Consider the following 16,544-nt stretch of genomic DNA (forward strand, 5'->3'; position numbering starts at 1 on the left):
AAGCGACGGGCCTGACCTGTCAATCGCCGCAGTTGCTTAACATCAGCCTCGGCAGGAGAATCTGCGCCATGCTGGTAAGAGAAGCTGCCCAAATTCCAGACGCCGTTACCAGGGTCGCGATGACCATAGTAGGCCCAGGTTCTGCCCCCATCGGGAGTGCGTGTCCCCTCTGCTGCGCCCACGGCCTTTGCCACCAGGGAGAAGGACCCGCCCTGAAACAGCAGGTCGAGGTCTATGACAGAGGGGGGAGCCTGCGCTTGAGCCATACTGTAAACCTGAGATTTGGCCTCAGATGGGGAGGTTGTTTTCCCATGTGGACTGGTGGGGAGGGAGGCCAGATTGAAATCCAGATCGATCGAAGTGGGAACAGATTGGCCCTGCTGACGTTGATCTTGGGAACGGTGCTTCTGATGACTGAAGCTACCCTTGGTCCCAGAGGTGGAGATGGGGGACTCTTGGCCAAGGATAACAGAGGCATCTTTGGCCAGACCAAAATGGAGGTGACTATCCTCCAGGCTGCTGGATTCTGCCTTAACTGGAGTGCCCGCCAGTAAGCCAATTAGGCTGACGACGGGTAAGATAGGCAGGTTCTCAAGCCAGTTTTCGATCAGAAGTTCTGGCTCCTCTCTGTCTGTTGCATTCATGGTTTTGTTAAGGTGCGCTCCAGAATATTGCGGGATGGTTCCACGAAAGACCAGGTTCCGCCTGGCTGTTTCCTCAGGGTTGCAAATTGCAGGTATTCGCCGGAGCCGATCGGCTGACCCGATTCCACGCCTCCCAGTTGGGGCCGCTTGAGCCCACAGAGGCGGAACAGGTAGGCAGGGACTTCGTCACTCGAAAAGACGACACAATCACTGCGAAAAGGTTGAACCTGGCCATTAAAGGGGGCATAGATCGTGTTTCCTTTCAGCTCGATCGAGATATCTCCCAATCCTCCAATCACAGCATATTTCCCAACTCTGTCACCTGGTTGCAGTTCCCAGGTTTGAGTCAACCGGATATTCCGCCTTTCTACTTGGGTTTCTGGTTGGCAACCGGCACGGACCAGGACAAAGACCACAACAATCAAGCCCAGTCTAATGAGAGCTGAGCTGATAGCCCGCATATTCATTTCCCTCATAAAGAATCACAACCCAGGTTTGAGGGTCAAATTCAAGCGGGTAAGCTTCCCTCTCAGCTGTTGCACCAGCCCGAATTTCCAGGCTGGGTAGTTCACAGTAAGGCTCTTTCAAGATGGCCCGAACTTTCTGCTTTTTATCCCGTTCTGGAATGGTCAGCAGTTTAGCCAGTTGCTGCCTGGAGATGGCAGCTTTGGCCTGGACAACTTGTTGACATTCTCGTCCTGGGTTTTTCGTTTTCACCACATCTTGCAAATCAATCAGCAGAAAAAGAGCGGCCAGCATCGAGCCACCAGCCAGGACAGGATTTAGCCTGGAACGTTGCTGCGGCTCGTGTTGAGTCATGCCTGATCTCCTCCTCCCACCATCAGGGCTAGACTTCCTATTACCAGGAGCAGCCAGGCTCCACCAAAGATAAGAATCGTCATAGTCTTCCTCCAAGTACTAAACCAATGAGTATAAGTAGAAGCCGATAGCCCAAAATTCGGCCCGATCGGGCCATCAAGGTAATTTGGTAGGTGGCAATAATCACTGGGGTCACCAGCAATAGGACGATCGGTGGCCAGAGGCTGGGGTTTGCACTCAAAATGACCTGAAGCCCTAATCGAAGTCCTCCGGCCACAGCAATCCAGAGTGCTGCATCGGTGATCAAGGCTGGAAAGCTGCGAGGGGGGCATAGCAGACTTCTGAACCAGCGAGAATAACGTCGGGGTGCCTGCTTCCGGCTGGGCTGCTCTACAGGATGGGTTGGAGCAGTTTTACCGGTAGAAGCAGCACCCGTTCTGGGCTTTGAGGGTCGGAGGGGAGAGGCTGATGCTGGACGTTTGACGGATGGCTGCCCCGTCCGGCGATTGCGGAGAAACTGAGCCGTTGAAGCCGCATCCCGCTCTGCCTGTAGTAAGTCCACCCGCTTGGAGGCCAGTTTTAACCGACCATCCCGATGCTGTTTGATGTAAGGCAGGTTCACTGATGAACCCTCCAAGACGTTGGGAGGTTGCCCTGATGACATGTCTTCGCCAGATTCAAGGGCCTGACGCAGGCGACTGACGGTAACGGATAAGCTCCGTAACTCAATCATGGCCATTTCTAAATTGGCTGAGAGCTGGTTAACATGCTGGACTTGTGCTTCCAGATGTTGCAAACCCCCACTCAATTGCTGATGCAGGGCCTCTGGTGAAGTCTGTGGGTGGGGTGAGGGAGAGAGTTCTGCTTTTTGCTCTGATCTTGGCTTTGCGGGTGGGGCAAGCTTAGGGCTTGTCGTCTGTCCGGATCTGGCAACGGCTTTTCCAGAAGCCGATTGCGGAACAGCCTGCCCGGGCCGATGTGGAGAGCTAAATTGGGGGAGTTGAATTTCTTTGGGTTTAGGAGCCTCTAGGGGGGCTTGAGAGCGCTGCAGGTCTTCCATCTTAATTGTGGAGCGCTGCCGTTGATAAGGCTGGAGCAACTCCTGAGCCGTTGATGGGGTTGGCTTCCTGTTTTTGGGAAGGGCTCCCTCCTCAGATCGGGGTGAGATGCTCTGATCCTGTTCGCTGGTGAAGATGGTGTTCTCTTCCTGAGAGAGGACTTTCTGATCCGCTTGATCCTCCGCAGCCAATTTCAGGAATCGATCGAGTTGAGTCCGCCCCATTGGTTTTTGCCCTGGGTGACTTGATCGGGTGGCGGGAGCTTTAGAAACCTGGGGGTTTAAGGTCTCATTTCTCAGGGTCTTGGTGCTCATAGAGGTTGTGCCGAAGAGGTTGTTGAGAGGTTGTCACTAAGGTTGTCACTAAAACAGGGGGGGAGAAGGGATAGGATTTGGTAGAGAAAAGACCTGAAGTAATTACTTATGATACAAATGTACTATTATTCTGGCATAAAAACCTCAACTTGACCAGATGTTTCCAGAAAGATCTGATCGCAGCTCTAAATCAAAGAGGATAAAGAGGGCAAGGGTGGGAAGAGTTGGATGGAAATCCCTGGTTTTCAGTATTTCCTCTCCCTTGGAAGAGCTGAAAACCCCTGAAAATCACAGGTGAGGTGAAATGCTAGTAGAATTCAGCAAAATCCTGACTCAGGATGGGTTGAATGAGGCTAACCCCATCCTGTGAAGATCAGCCGTCTGCAGAGTTAAACCTACCCTGGAATTGAAATAGAGTTCAACAAGTTGGTGACGATCGCATGGGAACGTTGCCCCCGTGAGGGAATGATGCGATGGGCCAGGACATGGGGCGCAACCGATTTCACATCATCAGGCGTAGCGTAGTCCCGGTTTTCCAAAAACGCCATGGCCTGAGTTGCCCGATAAAGCGCGACACTACCCCGAGGGCTTGCCCCCAGGGTTACGTTCTCATCTTCCCGGGTGGCCCGAACCAGATCGATAATGTACTGCTGCAGGGAACCATCGACCTTGACCTGGGTACATAGGGACTGCAATTCCTGCACCTCTTCCAGGGAGATGCAGGGTTCCAGCTCATTTACACTCACCTTGTCCTGCAGTCGTTGTAACATTTGGAGTTCTTCCTGGGACGTAGGATAGCCCAGGCTGAGGGAGAGGGCAAAGCGGTCCATCTGGGCTTCGGGTAGGGGGAACGTCCCCTGATACTCGACCGGATTCTGGGTGGCTATGACAAAGAAAGGACTGGGCACTTGACGGGAAACTCCGTCGATCGTAACCTGATGTTCCTCCATCACCTCCAGCAGGGCTGATTGGGTTCTGGGTGTAGCCCGGTTAATTTCGTCGGTTAGCAATACGTTGGCAAAGACTGGCCCGGCCATGAACTCGAACTGCCCCGATCGGGGATTCCAAATATTGGTGCCTGTGACATCGGAGGGAAGTAAATCTGGGGTGCATTGGAGGCGCTGAAATTTGCCATCAATAGAGCGGGCCAGGGATTTCGCGAGTAAGGTTTTGCCGACCCCAGGCACATCTTCCAACAGGGCATGGCCACCGGAGATCAAGGCAACCAGGACCAGACGAATCGCTTCGGATTTGCCCACGATTGTGCGGCTCAGGTTTTGTAGCAGGTGGTCAACTTGTTCTTTCATAGCCGGTGCGTTTGCTCCCCAGTATTTTTTAAGGTTGTGGACTGGACCCTACAGGTCAGTCAGGGACTCGATCGAACAAAACCGTCTCCAGAATTGGAAGCCATCAGAATGGTTCGGGCGGTCTCGCAATCCGCCTGAATTTGTTCCTTCAACTCTGTCAGTGAGCCAAATTTCTGTTCAGGCCGAAGGAACTCTTCCAGGTAGACAATCAGCGTCTGCCCATAGAGATCCCTGCTCCAATCCAGCAAGTGAACTTCTGTCACCAGTTGGGTGCCATCCACAGTTGGGCGGCATCCCAGGTTCATGACGCCAGGTAGCCATGGGAGCAGTTCTGCAGGATCCCGAATCAATGGAGTTGTTTCAGGTGTACTGTTGGCAGGTGGATCTTGGGAAGCGATCCAGACTTTCACACAATACACACCCTTCCGAGGGAGAAATTTTTCTGGCGGTAATTTCAGATTTGCGGTAGGAAACCCCAATGTTCGTCCCAGTTTTTGCCCAGGCACTACCGTTCCTGTTAGGCTATAAGACCGTCCTAGCAAGCGATTGGCCTGTCGCAAATCCCCCTGATGCAGGGCTGCTCGAATATTAGAACTGCTGATCCGTTCGCCCTGGCAGGTTTGGAGAGAAACGATCGTCACTTCAACCCCAAATCGGGCTGCGATCGCCTGCAGATCCTGAGCGGTGCCAGAACGCTGGTGACCGAAGCGAAAATCAACTCCGACGCTGATTTGTCTGGCCTGCAACTGTTGGATCAGAATCTGCTCTACAAATTGTTCTGGGGTCAGGTTTGCCAGTTCTCGATCGAAGGGAAGCAAAACGAGTTGGTCAATCCCCATTTGTTGTAACTGCAGCACTTTTTCATCAAGGGGGGTCAGGAGTTGTCGGGAGTGACCGGTAAAAAATTCTTGGGGATGGGGATGAAAGGTAACAACGGTTTTCTGGATTCGTTCTAATCCAGAACCGCTACCCTGTAAAACAGGCTGAATCACCTGCTGATGCCCCCGATGTACGCCATCAAAATTACCCAGGGCAATGGCAGTTGGCGTTAGAACAGTATCTAGGGAAGAAATCACCCACACGCCCTTATTCTGACAGAAATCTTGCTCCTCTGTAACCGATGTTGATAGTTTCATTTCCATGGACGTAGAAGCCTGTTGAGACTGTCTTTAGGGCAGGGGATCAGCCATTTCACGGCCTCCATTCTCCAAAAAATCGCTGTAAGCTTGAGACAACTGGGAGAAATTGGATAGGAGTACGGATGGCTGTGACCAGAAATAATTTGCTGGCGCATAGTTTAATGTGGCTATGTCTGGGATCCGCTGCACTGATCATACTCAGTCGGCACTCCGTTTCGTCACTCGAGGTCTCTCAGCCCCCAAGAGCGACTCCCGTTTCACCCCGTTTCCATCGCATCGTTCCTAAGGAATCTGGGCCATCAAGGGAGAAGCCGATAGTCCAGCCACTTCCAGCCCAACTGCCGATTCTTTCCCATGTGGTTGTAGATTTGAGTGATCGTCGGGTCTACCTCTACCGGGCTGAAAAGTTACAGAGTAGTTATCCTGTTGCAGTTGGGCAGGCAGGTTGGGAAACCCCGCCAGGAAACTTCAAAATCACTCAGATGAAACGGGATCCAGTCTGGACCCATCCAATTACAGGTGTAATTGTTTCCCCAGGACCAGAGAATCCCTTAGGTAGCCGCTGGATTGGCTTTTTGACCGAAGGAAAGCATGCCATTGGGTTTCATGGCACAAATCAGGACCGTTCCGTGGGAAAAGCGGTCTCCCATGGCTGCTTACGGATGCGCAACCGGGACATCATGGCCCTGTATGACCGGGTGGCTGTTGGTACCCCTGTGACCGTGAAACCCTAGAAATGTTCTCTCAGGGCTTACCGGGAACCTTCCGCTTCAAATCTGGGAGCATAGGTCTGGAGCAAACTGCTTACCTGAGACAAAACATCTCCTTCGCTGGCTGTCTTAGAGATGACCTGTCTTTCGGGGAAGAAGTCTGGCCGATCGAGGTTGCGAGCGATCGCTTCATTCACCTGCTGCGAAATCAGACTTTGGAGTTCCTCCTTCGCCCGACTGCGCTGATAATTCGCCCCCTCCTCAGTTGTTGCATACAGGGGGGGCAGCCGATTGAGGGCATAGGCTGCGATATCACCCAGATCTAATGTTCTGTTGCTGGTTGATTCAAACGCAGCGACCCGGCTAATTGCCTCTGTCAGCACCAATTCTTCCATTACATTGATGAATTGTTTACGAGGAACCGCGACGACTTCACCGGTCAGCAATGCTCCCATCAGTCGATCGAGGGCCATGTACTCTTCGATCGACAGTTCTGATGCCGTGTCACAGATGCGTCCGACCTCCGCTTCCATTGCTGGAGTCAAATAGCCGTCTTGCAAAGCCTGCTCAACAATTTTTTCAATGCTCATAGTGTTGTAATCCCTAATGGCACCATATTCAAACCAGGTATCCGTCTGTAACTTTGCCTTATTGTGGCCCAAACTGCTCAGAAAATTGCATCTATGGCAAGAAACAGTGAGTTTGCTACTCAAACCCCTTTTCTCGCCAAGGTACCGGGTCTACACAGAGGCCATTGACATAAAGCCCCCAGTGCAGGTGCGGCCCTGTTACGGCTCCGGTAGCACCTACAGCACCAATTCTCTGACCCGCCTGCACGAAATCCCCTTCCTTTACATTAATTTGACTGAGATGCAGGAAAATACTGACTACCCCCTGACCATGATCAATTCCTATCGTATTGCCATGGATCTCAAATCCTTGAGATTCTCGACCGATCAGGGCAACCCGCCCAGAAGCCGGAGCAACAATGGGTGAACCAGTGCCACCAGCATAGTCTACTCCACGATGGAAGTAATCTTTAGCGAAAACTCCATTGTAGTAACGACGAATGCCATAGACCGCCGTAATTTCACCCTGATTGGGGCGCTTGAAAGGACCAGTCCAATATTTCTCAGGTGTCACTAGGGCTTTAAACGCAGCGACTCGATCGAACTCATAGTCGGTCCCCAACTTATCTTTGCCAGGGGGCAACCAGATCCGCTGAGTAGGAAATGAGCGGTTTTTGAGGTTGACAGTAAGCTTCTGCGTTTCAGCTCCAGTTATCACTTGGAGATTGAGTGCCCCAGCCTGATCCAGCGGAGTGGTGGGGAGCAGCGATCGAAAGCGATTGGCTCCCATCGGAAAAGCAGGATAGGTCTTTTTCCCCAGGGTCACAGTGGGTTTGGTGATGGTAGGGTCTTCGACCTGGAAAACCACAGAGATGGTGTCACCCAGCCGGGGGGCAGAGGGCATCGTCTTCACCTGTAACGCCCGTAAGGGCTGGGCCAGTAAAATCAGGCAGGCAATACCCAGGAATAAGAGGACTGGAAAACCAAGTTTCAGGCGTTTTAGAAGTGGAGTCATAGAAGCTGATTTAAGCAAAAGCTATCACTATTGCTAAGAATTATCCTTCCAAAAAATGCTTTTGAGTGGTGAAGCAGTCACGAAGTAAAGTTCGTTTTCTTCTTACCTGGATATTCCTAATACTCCGGATCATCCTGCCCCCGCCAGCGAGAAAACTCTGTATCCTATAAATTTATAGGACGTAACATTTATTTTTATTTTTAGAAAATTGTGCAAGAAGATTTCAGGTTAATTGTCGATCTGGTCATGGTTCTGGCAGCAGCAGCGGCAGGAGGGCTACTGGCATCCTGGTTGCGGCAACCGGTCCTCCTGGGGTATCTGGTTGGGGGGATGGTGGTAGGGCCAGCCGGGTTAGGGTTGATTAAGGAACTGATTCAGGTTGAAACGCTGGCTCAGTTGGGTGTTGCCTTCCTCCTGTTTGCTCTGGGGGTGGAGTTTTCTCTGGCAGAGTTGAAGAAAGTTCAGGCTGTTGCCTTGGGGGGCGGGACCCTGCAAATTGCCCTGACGATTCTGATTACGACGCTGGTCTCCCTGGGGGTTGGATGGGTGACTTCTCCAGCGCAAGGTGTGTTTTTGGGGGCGATTCTCTCCCTTTCTTCAACTGCAGTTGTGCTCAAATCCCTGATGGAACGCAACGAGACAGAGACGTTGCATGGGCAGGTGATGCTGGGCATCCTGGTGGTTCAGGATTTGGCTCTGGGATTAATGCTGGCTGTTCTCCCAGCCCTGGATCAACCGGTTGAGCAACTGGGTATTGCGATCGCTTGGGCGTTGCTCCGGATTGGGCTGTTCGCCGCTGGTGCAGTTGCTGCTGGAATTTGGGTTGTACCGTCCTTATTAAGGATATTGGCTCGCACGGAAAGCCGAGAGTTGTTTTTACTGGGGGTGGTGGCTCTCTGTTTGGGGATTGCGCTGTTTACAGAGTATCTCGGCTTGTCGATCGAGATGGGCGCTTTCGTGGCAGGTCTGATGATTTCGGAAGTCGAATATGCGGATCAGACTCTATCCTATGTAGAACCCCTGCGCAACATTTTTGCCAGCCTCTTCTTTGCTGCGATCGGGATGTTAATTGACCCATTCTTCCTCTGGAATAATTTGGAACTCATTCTGGGCCTGGTTGCCCTGGTTTTTGTCGGCAAGTTTCTCATCATCACACCCCTGGTCCGCCTCTTTCACTATCCCTTGAAAACAGCCTTAATTGTCGGGATTGGCCTGACCCAGATTGGGGAATTTTCCTTTGTATTGGCCAGCGAGGGACAAGCGATGGGATTGGTTTCCCGCCAGGTGTACTTGCTGATTCTGGGTACCACAGCTGTCACCCTGGTCCTCACTCCTTTTGTGCTACGGCTGCTTCCTCAGCTCCTAATTTGGGCGGAGTTGGTTCCCTGGTTCAAACACCACCTGGAAATGGCAAATTTGCCTCTGGCTGTCTCAGAAGACAGGCCCTTGCAAGATCATGTGGTTGTTTGTGGTTATGGGCGAGTGGGCCGTAACATTGTGCGGCTCCTGCAGGATCATGGCCATGCTGTAGTAGTGATTGAGTTGTCAGAACGGACGATTCAACAGCTACGAGACGCCGATATTCCCTATGTTTATGGCAATGCCGCCAGTCTACCGGTGCTAGAAAAGGCCGGGGTGGGTAAGTCGCGGGGCATGGCGATTGCCCTGCCGGATTCCATGAGTACCCGACTTTGCCTAAAGCGATCGCTGGAACTGTCTCCTGATCTGGATGTTGTTGTCGAGGCTCATCAAGACAAGGATATTGAACTGCTGTATCAGTTAGGGGCCAGGGAAGTGGTTCAACCAGAATTTGAGGCCAGCCTGGAAATTTCCACCCACTTACTGACTGGTATGGGCTTACCCTTACCCCAGTTGCAGTTGGAAGTGCAGGAAATTCGCAATAGCCATTATCTGGAATTGAGGCCTCAGCGGTCTTCCCAAGAGGTCTCTCGCGAATTGAAGGTCGCAGCCCAGGACATGAACAATCGCTGGTACGCCCTGCCTCTGGATTCTCCCCTGACTGGCATGACCGTAGAAGAGACAGGCTTGCGGCAATTAACGGGTATCAGCCTGATGTCCATTCGGCGAGCGGGAGGGGAAGAGATTGGCTATCCGGACGCCCATACTACTCTGGAGCAGGGCGATCGCCTCTTAGTGATCGGTGAGCCAGCAGAGATGGCGGCTTTTGATGAACTGGCCAAGGGGGAAGCTGCGGTGCCCCAACGGAACACGTCCTGTCAGTGGCTGATGGTGCCGGAGCATAGTCCAGTCTTGGGTAAGACCCTGGCCCAGCTAGCCCTGCCCAAGAATTATGGGGTGCAGGTGCAGTCGATTCGACGGGAAGGCAAGTTTATCCGGTTTCCAGAAGAATCTGTAGATCTGCAACTGGACGATCGGCTGTTGCTGTGTGGCAGTAATGAAGACTTGATGCGAGTGCATCGCTGGCTTGTCCCAGTTGTCCCAATTCCTATGCTGTCTGTGCCGCTTGTAAAGCCCGTGGTGACTGAAACTGTGTCCGAAATTATTTCACCCGATGGGTTTTGATGTCAGTCAAAACTCTGGATTCCAGGCTACCCTGCTCTCCTCTGGCAGAGAATAGAATGCCCGGTTAGCAGCGACATCCCGCAGGACATAGGCCTTTTCTAAAACCCGCTCGGTCAACAGGTAATCCTCAGGATGGCTGACATGGGTTTGAATCGCTTGGGTGAGGGACTCGATCGCTGCCGGATAGGCTTCTAAACAGTAGTGAACGACCCCCCGCAAGTACTGGGCTTGGGCTGCCCAGAGGCAGGGAGACCCCTGGCTGGCTAGGGCCTCTTCATGTACCTGAATCACGGTTTGGAAGTCTTCCAGGGCTTTCGAATATTCACCCAGTTTGTAGTAAGCAAAGCCCCGATAAAAGGAAGCCTCAGCCCTGTCCCTCGTCACTGAAAGCAGGCATAGGGCTTGACTAAAATCACTGATAGCCATTTCCAGGATTTCTTCCCGCAGCGTTTCCCGATCAGAATTGGGCGTATCCAGGGATAGAACGGCCTGATCGAGTTGTAATTGATTCAGATAAAGGTGTCCCCGATCGTTGTAGAGCTTTGCCTGCGAAGTATCAGAGGCATTCAGGCGAAGGGCTTCGGTATAGTCGTTCAGCGCTTCAGCATAGTACCCAAAGTCTGCGAAGGATCTGCCCCGATTGTGGTAAGCCTCAGCATAGTCAGGTTGCAATCGAATGGCTTGGGTATAGCTGGCGATCGCACCGCTCCAGTTACCGCTTTGTTCCAATTGCTGGGCCTGTTGAAAATGGTCCCGCGCCAGAGTCCTTGGGCTAGACGGTGTAACGTTATGCTCTGATGTACTGGGTTCTAAAGTTTCGTCTATCATCACTTAATGCTCACCACTCATTGGTAGACCTGTCTAATCTGCAAACCCAGAATGAACGCCTTTCCTAATGCCATTTCTCCTGAACAAGTGTCATGACTCCTTGTCGTACAAGTCTGGCATGAAATACCCTTGATGCTGAAACAAAATTTTTCTGTTAACCCACTTGCTCTCAATTTCCTGATGGGTTAAGAATCTGATTCTGCCTTTCTATCTTCCTACAGGCCAGATCCCTTAACGTATCCCTGATTGAGAAGTTTGGTGATTTATTAAATTCCTATTCTTCAAGAATGATATCGCAGGAATTAAGCTCCTCCATGTATTCCTTCCCAGGGAAATCCCTGGATGGGTGCCGCAACCCGTTCTGGATGACGAGATAATAAAATGCGGGGCGTTAAATGAGAGGGATAACCATCCATGAACTATCTTGTTGCCGTATTGTCCGATCGTATGCAAGCAGAAGCAGCCTATTCTGCTCTGGAGAAGGAAAATTTTCCGATCAATAAAGTCGCCATTCTGGGCAAAGGGTACAAGACTGCCGACGAGTACGGTCTGCTGGATCCCAATGAAGAGGCCCGCAAGAATGTCCGTCTCATGGCCTTCTGGCTGATTCCCTTTGGCTTTGCGGCTGGTTTTACCTTCAGTTTGATCACTAACCTCAGTACCTTTGCCTGGGCTGGAGAGATTGGTAACCATCTGATTGGGGGCTTGTTGGGAGCTTTCTCTGGTGCAATGGGAAGCTTTTTTGTTGGGGGTGGGGTAGGGTTAGCTTTTGGCAGTGGAGATGCGCTTCCCTATCGCAATCGCTTAAATGCTGGGAAGTATCTGATTGTGATCAAAGCCTCAGAGGGCTTCATTCGTCAGGCTACAACGATTTTACGCCGATTTAATCCGGAAAGCCTGCAGGGTTACGTGGACTCTTCTATGACTTAGGCCAATCCCTATAGCGCCTCTATAGAGATTGCGGTCTAGAAATGGGTTTTCTGTTCTGTGACCAACGTCAGGCTGACCCAGCCCCCTTTCTCATCGTATTGCCGGATCAGGCGTTGGCGGCGATCGGGCTGGGAAAGCCACCCAGCCTCCAGGAAGAAAGGCTGACCTGGCTGCAGCCGGAGCGGGCAGGTGGCTGATCCTCCCTGGGGCAGTAGCAGCACCTGCACAGGCTGATCTCCCTGTTCGAAGCGCAAGCTTGAACCCAGGATTTGAGCTGTCGAGCCAATCCTGCGGCTGCCAGGACCGTCACCAAAGGTCAACTGTTGTTCCAGGTGGTGGTCTCCGGCGAGTGTGATCTGAAGGGTTGTCCTGCAAGTTTCCGATCGCCAATCTGGGGACAGGGTTACAGCTTCTCCCTGCCAGGTTCCGACCAGATCGGCGACCTGTAAAGAAGGAGACTCTGGAGCGCTGGAACCAGCCCGGCGTTCCCGAATCAATGTGAACTGCTTCAAGTTACCCTGGGGGTCAAATAATTCCACTAGTCGCCAGCGCCGATCGCCCTCAATGAATCCAAACTCCGCCCCAAATTCTGTAGAGGGTGCAAGTTGGATCGAGCCCTGGGAAAAGGCTCCAGTCTCAAAAAATAGGATGCCCCGTCCCAGGGTACTGTACTCCAGAACTGTTTCCTGGGGGACTTGGTGGGGGTAATAACGCCGGATTGTCTGGCGGATGGTCTGCTGCTGCTGCAAGCCCTCCAGGGTGACAAGGGTTGGCGTATCTTCAATCACGCTCCCTTGGGGGGAGAGTCGGGTAAAGGAGCCTTCCCACGCCCCCAAATTCTGTAGCAGGCAGTCCCATTGTGATTTCAAGATGGTTTCCCTTCCTTTGGCCGATGTTTGTCACGGTTAAAACCTGCTGATTAGCAGTCCAGGGCCAGTTGATTGCTTAAGGCCCGGTGTTTCAAGATCAGGGTCGTTGTATTGTCGCCAATGTTCAAGTGTTGACTGTTAATGCCTGAATTAAAGTTCTCGAAGTGACGCCGGATCTTCAAGGGAAAGTGAGGGAAGCTGAAGGACGCATCTCCATTGGCAATATTGGCCCAGAAGTAGCGCAGGTCTGGGACTAAGGCTGCTGCTTCTGCTTCTGGTAAATTAAAGGGGGAGTGACTGAGCAGGCGCATCATAAAGGGAGCGCTTCGATCACCCATCCATTCCCGGGAAGTTTGCAACAGCGTAGGCCAACCGGGTACCGATTCCACGCGGGGAGATTCAATCTGTAACGTGTACTGTCCCTGATGATCGGTCCGGCAGGTCAGAATGCGATAGGGGTGGGGGTAACTGACCAGAGAACCAGTGGTAATATCGTATACTCCCTTCCGGTAGGCAATATCTTGCACATGCAGATGGCCTGTAAAAACCAGTTGCACTCTAGCTTCCTGGAGCATCCGGACCAGCGTAGAGGCGTTCTCCAGCATGTAGCGGCGACCCAAAGGATGGCGCGACTGCCCTGGCAAATGTTCCACAATGTTGTGATGAATCATAACCAGGACCAACTGATCTTTGACCTCGGCGAGGACTCGATTTAACCAACTGAGTTGGGCCTGATCTAAATACCCCCGTTGTTTTCCGCTGCTGTCAAACTGGTTGGAATTCAAGCCGATGAGCTGAACTCCGGGAAGTAGGGGACAGGCGTAGTACAAATGCTTGGGATTGTTGTCGTAGCCGAACTTGTGGTAGTAGCTGGGAAAGTCTGCCAGACCGATCGTCTGCTCAGTGGCCAGCAGGGATGGAACATCATGGTTGCCAGGGACCACATAGACCGGAAAAGGGAGTTGGCTGAGCCGATTTGCTAACCAGCGATGATTTTCCGGTTCGCCGTGCTGAGTTAAATCTCCCGGCAGGAGCAGAAAATCCAGGTTCAGGGATTCCAGGTGGTCAAAAATAGCTTCCAGAACTGGAATACTCACTTCAACCAGATGGAACCGGCTAGGATGATCCCAGACCGTGTGGGGTAAAGCGATGTGAAGATCACTGACCACCGCAAATCGAAAGCTCAAGTTCATAGTTGTCGCGGGAAAGCCACTCCTATTGTGACCAAAAATTGGGGTTTCTGAAGGCTATGATACGGTCTCTGGTAGGTGGATGGCATGGCAACCGCTCCAGACCCAATCCCCAGGTGATAGTACAGATGGAGAAAATTTGAGTTTTGAACCCCCTCAGGGACTATAGGATGGAAATGGCTTTGTGATCTATGTCCTATGATGTCCAGTCATTTCATCATGCTCGGTTTGCTGCTCACCTTTGCGATTGCCCATAGTGGTCTGGCAGCCTCACGCCCTTGGGGGGAGTCAAAAATTGGAGCCAGAGCTTATCGGGTGATTTTTGCGCTGGTCAGCCTTCCCCTGGCGACGGTGTTGGTGATCTACTTCTTTAACCATCGCTATGATGGCTTGCAGTTGTGGCAGGTGCAGGGGGTGCAGGGGGTCAAAGCAACAGTGTGGATTCTGTCAGCGATCTCCTTTCTATTTCTGTATCCCGCTACGTTTAATTTGCTGGAGATTGCCGCTGTTCAAAAACCCCAGGTTCACCTGTATGAAACTGGGATTATTCGGATTACCCGGCATCCTCAAATGGTGGGGCAGGTGATTTGGTGTCTGGCCCATACCCTGTGGCTGGGGAGCAGTTTCATGGTAGTGACCTCGATCGGTCTGATCCTGCATCATTTGTTTGGGGTCTGGCACGGCGATCGACGGCTGCAAGCCCGGTATGGCGAATCTTTTGAAACCCTGAAATCTCGCACTTCTGTGATTCCGTTTCTGGCTGTGCTCCAGAGACGGCAAACCCTCGACTGGAAAGAGTTTCTCCGCCCTGCTTATGCAGGTATTGCCGTCTTTGTCTTGATTTTTTGGTGGGCTCACCCTCTTTTGACTCGTGCAACAGGGAACATACCCTGGTAGCATGATCCCAGACATAAATCAACTTATAGGCCTAGAGGGATGATGTTTTTATCCGTTAGTGAGCAGAATTTTGCAGAAGAAGTTTTAGAATCCTCTGTTCCTGTGTTGGTCAATTTCTGGGCTCCCTGGTGTGGGCTCTGTCGAGCAATTAATCCTCTGCTCACGCGATTTCAGGCGGAATGGGGTGAGCAGAATATCAAAATGGTAAGCATCAATGCTGACGAAAGCTTGCGGTTGGCCAGCATGTATCGGCTGACAACCCTACCCACTATCCTGGTCTTTGGGGGGGGGAAGGTGATGCATCGAATTGATAGTTTTCATGGCCGGGATGACTTCCGTCGAGCCCTGGAAAATATCATGACGAGTTCCCTCGATCCTGTACGCAGCTAAGGAATCAGAATTAAATAAGATGAACAATTGGGGTGCAGGGGCGAAGCCCCCAAACCCCTACTTTATTTAGTTTTCGATCCTAAGTATTAGAAATCTTCTTTAGACAATGGCATTCTGCTGCCCACCTCAGATTGAATCACAGGGGTAGAGGCAGCAGGGTGCTTTTATTTTGGCATTAATATACTTCATGCACCAACACTGCCCTCACCCCCGGCCCCTCTCCCAGAGCGGGAGAGGGGAGAAATTAAGCGTTAATGCCCCTTCTCCCCATTGTGGGAGAAGGGGTGGGGGATGAGGGGAAAGGGATTGGTGTGCCAAGTATATTGTTGCCTTTATTTTTTAGTCTAATTTGCTTCTCGTACCCCACCTCCTACAATGGGATGGGACTTTGACAACCAGCTATTACAAAACCGAACGAATTTTTCTATGAACCCATTACTCCTGATTGCGACAGAACCAGGCGCTTCCACGACTCCTCCGGTGGGATTATTGGAAGGGCTACTCCAGGCGCTGCTTCTGGGTTTCGTCCAGGGGTTAACGGAGTTTCTACCCATCAGTAGTACGGCCCATCTGCAAGTGTTTACCCAGGCTTTACATTGGGAAACCGTAGGGTCTAAACCCTTTGTAGCCACGATCCAGTTTGGCAGTGTCATTGCAGTTATTTTGTACTTTTGGAAAGATATCACAACCATCCTTCGGGGCGGCTATGAGGCGCTACAGCAGCGGGATTTCCAGCGGGAAGAGTGGAAACTGCTGGTTGGAATTGCTGTTGGAACGCTGCCGGTTCTGGGAGGGGGCTTCTTGCTGAAAGCGGCTCTGAATGATGATAGCTCCCTGATTAATAGCATGGTTACGATCGCCATTACTTCCATTGTCATGGCGCTCCTGCTGGCCATTGCGGAACGGATGGGTAGTCGTAAGCGAGGCTTTGATAGTTTGCAGGTTGGAGATGGCATCCTGATTGGCCTGGGACAGATGATTGCCCTGGTGCCGGGGGCTTCTCGTTCTGGTTCCACGATCACGACAGCCCTGTTCCTGGGCTTGGAACGGCAAACTGCAGCCCGCTTCTCTTTTCTCCTGGGTATTCCTGCGCTGACGATCGCCACCCTCTACGAGTTCATCAAATATGCGATCGGGAAAATTGACCTGCTGGTGGTTTTGATGGGGACTTTTTCTGCGTTTGTCTTTTCCTATCTGTCGATTGCCTGGTTGTTGCGCTACTTGCAGACCAGTAATATGTTCGTTTTCGTCTGGTATCGGTTGGCCTTCGGCGGAGCTATTTTGACCGCTGTAGCAGCAGGGTATTTACAGAATCGCTAGA

16 protein-coding genes and 1 pseudogene are annotated in these 16,544 nt (G+C 51.9%); 6 read left to right on the forward strand and 11 right to left on the reverse strand.

The genetic code is table 11. The annotated features are described in order from the left end of the window. The 6 genes and pseudogenes from BST81_RS28420 to BST81_RS07980 all read right to left on the reverse strand — a co-directional run. A pseudogene (locus tag BST81_RS28420) lies at positions 1–644 on the reverse strand (hypothetical protein); the annotation flags it as partial. Beyond that, positions 641–1,105: a hypothetical protein gene (locus tag BST81_RS07960; RefSeq protein WP_143780269.1), complete on the reverse strand. Its 465-nt coding sequence runs from the start codon at positions 1,103–1,105 to the stop codon at positions 641–643. The pseudogene BST81_RS28420 and the gene BST81_RS07960, both read right to left, overlap by 4 nt. After that, positions 1,077–1,463 (reverse strand): hypothetical protein, encoded by a 387-nt coding sequence (locus BST81_RS07965; protein ID WP_075598020.1) that lies wholly within the window; start codon positions 1,461–1,463, stop codon positions 1,077–1,079. Before BST81_RS07965 ends, BST81_RS07960 begins: the two co-directional genes overlap by 29 nt. Before the next feature lie 79 nt (positions 1,464–1,542). Then, a complete protein-coding gene (locus BST81_RS07970; protein WP_143780270.1) occupies positions 1,543–2,835 on the reverse strand; it encodes a hypothetical protein in 1,293 nt (430 codons plus the stop codon). Positions 2,836–3,230: 395 nt separating this feature from the next. Beyond that, positions 3,231–4,142 (reverse strand): MoxR family ATPase, encoded by a 912-nt coding sequence (locus BST81_RS07975; protein ID WP_075598022.1) that lies wholly within the window; start codon positions 4,140–4,142, stop codon positions 3,231–3,233. Between the two features lie 59 nt (positions 4,143–4,201). Next, positions 4,202–5,278 (reverse strand): bifunctional riboflavin kinase/FAD synthetase, encoded by a 1,077-nt coding sequence (locus BST81_RS07980; protein ID WP_290439425.1) that lies wholly within the window; start codon positions 5,276–5,278, stop codon positions 4,202–4,204. 164 nt (positions 5,279–5,442) lie between these two features. Here BST81_RS07980 and BST81_RS28745 point away from each other — a divergent pair, with 164 nt between their 5' ends. Beyond that, on the forward strand, positions 5,443–6,015 hold the full coding sequence (locus tag BST81_RS28745) for a L,D-transpeptidase family protein (RefSeq protein WP_083636737.1): 573 nt from the start codon (positions 5,443–5,445) through the stop codon (positions 6,013–6,015). Between the two features lie 17 nt (positions 6,016–6,032). Here BST81_RS28745 and BST81_RS07990 read toward each other — a convergent pair whose 3' ends face one another. Both BST81_RS07990 and BST81_RS07995 read right to left on the reverse strand, forming a co-directional pair. Next, positions 6,033–6,581: a late competence development ComFB family protein gene (locus BST81_RS07990; protein ID WP_075598024.1), complete on the reverse strand. Its 549-nt coding sequence runs from the start codon at positions 6,579–6,581 to the stop codon at positions 6,033–6,035. A 115-nt stretch (positions 6,582–6,696) separates the two neighbouring features. Then, the gene (locus BST81_RS07995; RefSeq protein WP_083636729.1) at positions 6,697–7,575 is read right to left on the reverse strand and encodes a M23 family metallopeptidase; all 879 of its coding nucleotides are present in this window, start codon (positions 7,573–7,575) and stop codon (positions 6,697–6,699) included. 210 nt (positions 7,576–7,785) lie between these two features. Here BST81_RS07995 and BST81_RS08000 point away from each other — a divergent pair, with 210 nt between their 5' ends. Next, positions 7,786–10,119 carry a cation:proton antiporter gene (locus tag BST81_RS08000; protein WP_075598025.1) on the forward strand — a complete coding sequence of 778 codons (2,334 nt, stop codon included), beginning with the start codon at positions 7,786–7,788 and terminating at the stop codon, positions 10,117–10,119. A gap of 6 nt (positions 10,120–10,125) precedes the next feature. On the opposite strand, the gene BST81_RS08005 is transcribed toward BST81_RS08000, so the two are convergent. Continuing rightward, positions 10,126–10,947, reverse strand: coding sequence for a tetratricopeptide repeat protein (locus tag BST81_RS08005; RefSeq protein WP_075598026.1), 822 nt, complete (start codon positions 10,945–10,947; stop codon positions 10,126–10,128). A 414-nt stretch (positions 10,948–11,361) separates the two neighbouring features. Here BST81_RS08005 and BST81_RS08010 point away from each other — a divergent pair, with 414 nt between their 5' ends. Continuing rightward, positions 11,362–11,877, forward strand: coding sequence for a hypothetical protein (locus BST81_RS08010; RefSeq protein WP_075598027.1), 516 nt, complete (start codon positions 11,362–11,364; stop codon positions 11,875–11,877). Positions 11,878–11,912: 35 nt separating this feature from the next. On the opposite strand, the gene BST81_RS08015 is transcribed toward BST81_RS08010, so the two are convergent. After that, the gene (locus tag BST81_RS08015; protein WP_075598028.1) at positions 11,913–12,746 is read right to left on the reverse strand and encodes a DUF3598 family protein; all 834 of its coding nucleotides are present in this window, start codon (positions 12,744–12,746) and stop codon (positions 11,913–11,915) included. Positions 12,747–12,796: 50 nt separating this feature from the next. After that, positions 12,797–13,939: a metallophosphoesterase gene (locus BST81_RS08020; RefSeq protein WP_075598029.1), complete on the reverse strand. Its 1,143-nt coding sequence runs from the start codon at positions 13,937–13,939 to the stop codon at positions 12,797–12,799. A gap of 195 nt (positions 13,940–14,134) precedes the next feature. Between BST81_RS08020 and BST81_RS08025 the strand changes: the two genes are divergently transcribed. The 3 genes from BST81_RS08025 to BST81_RS08035 all read left to right on the forward strand — a co-directional run bounded on the left by BST81_RS08025 (position 14,135) and on the right by BST81_RS08035 (position 16,543). Further along, positions 14,135–14,833: an NnrU family protein gene (locus BST81_RS08025; RefSeq protein WP_075598030.1), complete on the forward strand. Its 699-nt coding sequence runs from the start codon at positions 14,135–14,137 to the stop codon at positions 14,831–14,833. 39 nt (positions 14,834–14,872) lie between these two features. Beyond that, complete coding sequence (locus tag BST81_RS08030; RefSeq protein WP_143780271.1) at positions 14,873–15,223, forward strand: thioredoxin family protein; 351 nt, start codon at positions 14,873–14,875, stop codon at positions 15,221–15,223. A gap of 426 nt (positions 15,224–15,649) precedes the next feature. Beyond that, complete coding sequence (locus BST81_RS08035) at positions 15,650–16,543, forward strand: undecaprenyl-diphosphate phosphatase (RefSeq protein WP_075598032.1); 894 nt, start codon at positions 15,650–15,652, stop codon at positions 16,541–16,543. Position 16,544 lies beyond the last annotated feature (1 nt).

The organism is Leptolyngbya sp. 'hensonii', from assembly GCF_001939115.1.
Classification (GTDB): domain Bacteria; phylum Cyanobacteriota; class Cyanobacteriia.

What these genes read in the sequence shown, in the direction of transcription:
- BST81_RS08035 (WP_075598032.1), top strand. Translation starts at nt 15,650, where the DNA reads ATGAACCCATTACTCCTGATTGCGACAGAACCAGGCGCTTCCACGACT.
- BST81_RS07980 (WP_290439425.1), bottom strand. Translation starts at nt 5,278, where the DNA reads ATGAAACTATCAACATCGGTTACAGAGGAGCAAGATTTCTGTCAGAAT.
- BST81_RS08030 (WP_143780271.1), top strand. Translation starts at nt 14,873, where the DNA reads ATGATGTTTTTATCCGTTAGTGAGCAGAATTTTGCAGAAGAAGTTTTA.
- BST81_RS28745 (WP_083636737.1), top strand. Translation starts at nt 5,443, where the DNA reads ATGTGGCTATGTCTGGGATCCGCTGCACTGATCATACTCAGTCGGCAC.
- BST81_RS08020 (WP_075598029.1), bottom strand. Translation starts at nt 13,939, where the DNA reads ATGAACTTGAGCTTTCGATTTGCGGTGGTCAGTGATCTTCACATCGCT.
- BST81_RS07960 (WP_143780269.1), bottom strand. Translation starts at nt 1,105, where the DNA reads ATGCGGGCTATCAGCTCAGCTCTCATTAGACTGGGCTTGATTGTTGTG.
- BST81_RS07975 (WP_075598022.1), bottom strand. Translation starts at nt 4,142, where the DNA reads ATGAAAGAACAAGTTGACCACCTGCTACAAAACCTGAGCCGCACAATC.
- BST81_RS08025 (WP_075598030.1), top strand. Translation starts at nt 14,135, where the DNA reads ATGATGTCCAGTCATTTCATCATGCTCGGTTTGCTGCTCACCTTTGCG.
- BST81_RS08010 (WP_075598027.1), top strand. Translation starts at nt 11,362, where the DNA reads ATGAACTATCTTGTTGCCGTATTGTCCGATCGTATGCAAGCAGAAGCA.
- BST81_RS07995 (WP_083636729.1), bottom strand. Translation starts at nt 7,575, where the DNA reads ATGACTCCACTTCTAAAACGCCTGAAACTTGGTTTTCCAGTCCTCTTA.
- BST81_RS08005 (WP_075598026.1), bottom strand. Translation starts at nt 10,947, where the DNA reads ATGATAGACGAAACTTTAGAACCCAGTACATCAGAGCATAACGTTACA.
- BST81_RS07965 (WP_075598020.1), bottom strand. Translation starts at nt 1,463, where the DNA reads ATGACTCAACACGAGCCGCAGCAACGTTCCAGGCTAAATCCTGTCCTG.
- BST81_RS07970 (WP_143780270.1), bottom strand. Translation starts at nt 2,835, where the DNA reads ATGAGCACCAAGACCCTGAGAAATGAGACCTTAAACCCCCAGGTTTCT.
- BST81_RS07990 (WP_075598024.1), bottom strand. Translation starts at nt 6,581, where the DNA reads ATGAGCATTGAAAAAATTGTTGAGCAGGCTTTGCAAGACGGCTATTTG.